This window comes from Thiobacillus thioparus DSM 505, from assembly GCF_000373385.1.
Classification (GTDB): Bacteria; Pseudomonadota; Gammaproteobacteria; order Burkholderiales; family Thiobacillaceae; genus Thiobacillus; species Thiobacillus thioparus.
Genome location: NZ_KB891322.1, coordinates 1 through 2837, shown reverse-complemented (window position 1 = coordinate 2837; position 2837 = coordinate 1). Strand labels below are relative to the sequence as shown.

General features: G+C 52.6%; 2 tRNA genes and 2 rRNA genes. All 4 read right to left on the bottom strand.

Annotation, left to right across the window (positions count from 1 at the left end):
- Positions 1–530: ribosomal RNA gene (locus tag B058_RS0107785) — 23S ribosomal RNA — on the bottom strand; the annotation flags it as partial.
- A 256-nt stretch (positions 531–786) separates the two neighbouring features.
- Positions 787–862 (bottom strand) — tRNA-Ala (locus B058_RS0107780).
- 139 nt (positions 863–1001) lie between these two features.
- A tRNA-Ile gene (locus B058_RS0107775) sits at positions 1002–1078 on the bottom strand.
- A gap of 48 nt (positions 1079–1126) precedes the next feature.
- Positions 1127–2661 (bottom strand): 16S ribosomal RNA (locus tag B058_RS16610).
- Positions 2662–2837: the final 176 nt, after the last annotated feature.

The following is a 2837-nucleotide window of genomic DNA, read 5'->3' as shown; positions in this document are numbered from 1 at the left end:
ACTGTTTGTATGCATGCGGTTTCAGGATCTATTTCACTCCCCTCCCGGGGTTCTTTTCGCCTTTCCCTCACGGTACTGGTTCACTATCGGTCGACTACGAGTATTTAGCCTTGGAGGATGGTCCCCCCATGTTCAGACAGGATTTCACGTGTCCCGCCCTACTTGTCTCATGCCTAGTTCCACACTCTTGTTTTCGCGTACGGGGCTATCACCCACTATGGCCAGACTTTCCAGACTGTTCCACTAACAAGAATGCTAAATCATGAAGGCTCTTCCCAATTCGCTCGCCACTACTATGGGAATCTCGGTTGATTTCTTTTCCTGCAGCTACTTAGATGTTTCAGTTCACTGCGTTCGCTCTACCTGCCCTATGTATTCAGGCAGGAGTGACCTTGCGGTCGGGTTCCCCCATTCGGAAATCTCCGGATCAAAGCTCTATTGCCAGCTCCCCGAAGCTTATCGCAGGCTTACGCGTCCTTCATCGCCTGTAGTCGCCAAGGCATCCACCACATGCACTTAGTCGCTTGACCCTATAATTTTGAGAACTGACGAATCAGTCTCGCATTACAGGTGTGTTTGCTTTCCATACCACCAGGCTCGGCGCCCAATGGCATGGTCGATACAATTTCAACCCATGTTGATGCATTCATCACAAATGCATCACCTTCTTCCAAATTTTTAAAGATCAGCCGTTACGCATAAAGCGTAAGCACTAAAGCCCAAGGCCTCACTGCTTACGATTCACACTGATAGGTACTACATTCCACCAACCCAACCAGGGATGAGTGGTGGAGGATGACGGGATCGAACCGACGACCCCCTGCTTGCAAAGCAGGTGCTCTCCCAGCTGAGCTAATCCCCCTCTGAATTTCGATAGCCTTCGCATTGCTGCGTTGCTCGACACCTTGTGTGCACTAGCACACGACGGTGTCTCGCGCCTTGCTCTGCTCGACTCTCGAACTTCAGAGCCGAATCTGGCAAACCGCCAAGCCACCTTTGTCTGGTGGGCCTGGCTGGATTTGAACCAGCGACCCCACGCTTATCAAGCGTGTGCTCTAACCAACTGAGCTACAAGCCCGGTCTTGAAACAACCGATAGGTGTGAGTGTTGAAGCGGCTTTCTCTAGAAAGGAGGTGATCCAGCCGCAGGTTCCCCTACGGCTACCTTGTTACGACTTCACCCCAGTCATGAAACCCAGCGTGGTAAGCGCCCCCCTTGCGGTTAGGCTACCTACTTCTGCCAGATTCCACTCCCATGGTGTGACGGGCGGTGTGTACAAGACCCGGGAACGTATTCACCGCGACATGCTGATCCGCGATTACTAGCGATTCCGACTTCATGCTCTCGAGTTGCAGAGAACAATCCGGACTACGATCGGCTTTCTGGGATTGGCTCCACCTCGCGGCTTGGCAACCCTCTGTACCGACCATTGTATGACGTGTGAAGCCCTACCCATAAGGGCCATGAGGACTTGACGTCATCCCCACCTTCCTCCGGTTTGTCACCGGCAGTCTCATTAGAGTGCCCTTGCGTAGCAACTAATGATAAGGGTTGCGCTCGTTGCGGGACTTAACCCAACATCTCACGACACGAGCTGACGACAGCCATGCAGCACCTGTGTTCCGGTTCTCTTTCGAGCACTCCCGCATCTCTGCAGGATTCCGGACATGTCAAGGGTAGGTAAGGTTTTTCGCGTTGCATCGAATTAATCCACATCATCCACCGCTTGTGCGGGTCCCCGTCAATTCCTTTGAGTTTTAATCTTGCGACCGTACTCCCCAGGCGGTCAACTTCACGCGTTAGCTTCGTTACTAAGGGATTTCACTCCCCCAACAACCAGTTGACATCGTTTAGGGCGTGGACTACCAGGGTATCTAATCCTGTTTGCTACCCACGCTTTCGTACATGAGCGTCAGTGTCATCCCAGGGGGCTGCCTTCGCCATTGGTGTTCCTCCACATCTCTACGCATTTCACTGCTACACGTGGAATTCCACCCCCCTCTGACGCACTCTAGACTGCCAGTTCAAAATGCCATTCCCAGGTTAAGCCCGGGGATTTCACATCTTGCTTAACAATCCGCCTGCGCACGCTTTACGCCCAGTAATTCCGATTAACGCTCGCACCCTACGTATTACCGCGGCTGCTGGCACGTAGTTAGCCGGTGCTTCTTCTGCCGGTACCGTCATTAGCACGCTATGTTAGAGCGTACCGTTTCGTTCCAGCTGAAAGAGCTTTACAACCCGAAGGCCTTCTTCACTCACGCGGAATGGCTGGATCAGGGTTGCCCCCATTGTCCAAAATTCCCCACTGCTGCCTCCCGTAGGAGTCTGGACCGTGTCTCAGTTCCAGTGTGGCGGATCATCCTCTCAGACCCGCTACTGATCGTCGCCTTGGTAGGCCATTACCCCACCAACTAGCTAATCAGACGTCGGCCGCTCGAATAACGTGAGGTCTTGCGATCCCCCACTTTCCCCCTCAGGGCGTATGCGGTATTAGCACAGCTTTCGCTGCGTTATCCCCCATTACTCGGTACGTTCCGACGCATTACTCACCCGTTCGCCACTCGCCACCAGGAGCAAGCTCCCGTGCTGCCGTTCGACTTGCATGTGTAAAGCATTCCGCCAGCGTTCAATCTGAGCCAGGATCAAACTCTTCAGTTCAATCTCTGCAATTACTACTAATACTTCAGTCGCTCAACTCAAACTCGCGACGCTAAATTAATAACGACGCTTCATTCAAGTGTGAGCATTTATGCTAGTTGTCAGACCAACCAAAGTCAGCCCAACTACCGCAACAACACCCACACCTATCGGCTGTAAATTGTTAAAGATCAATC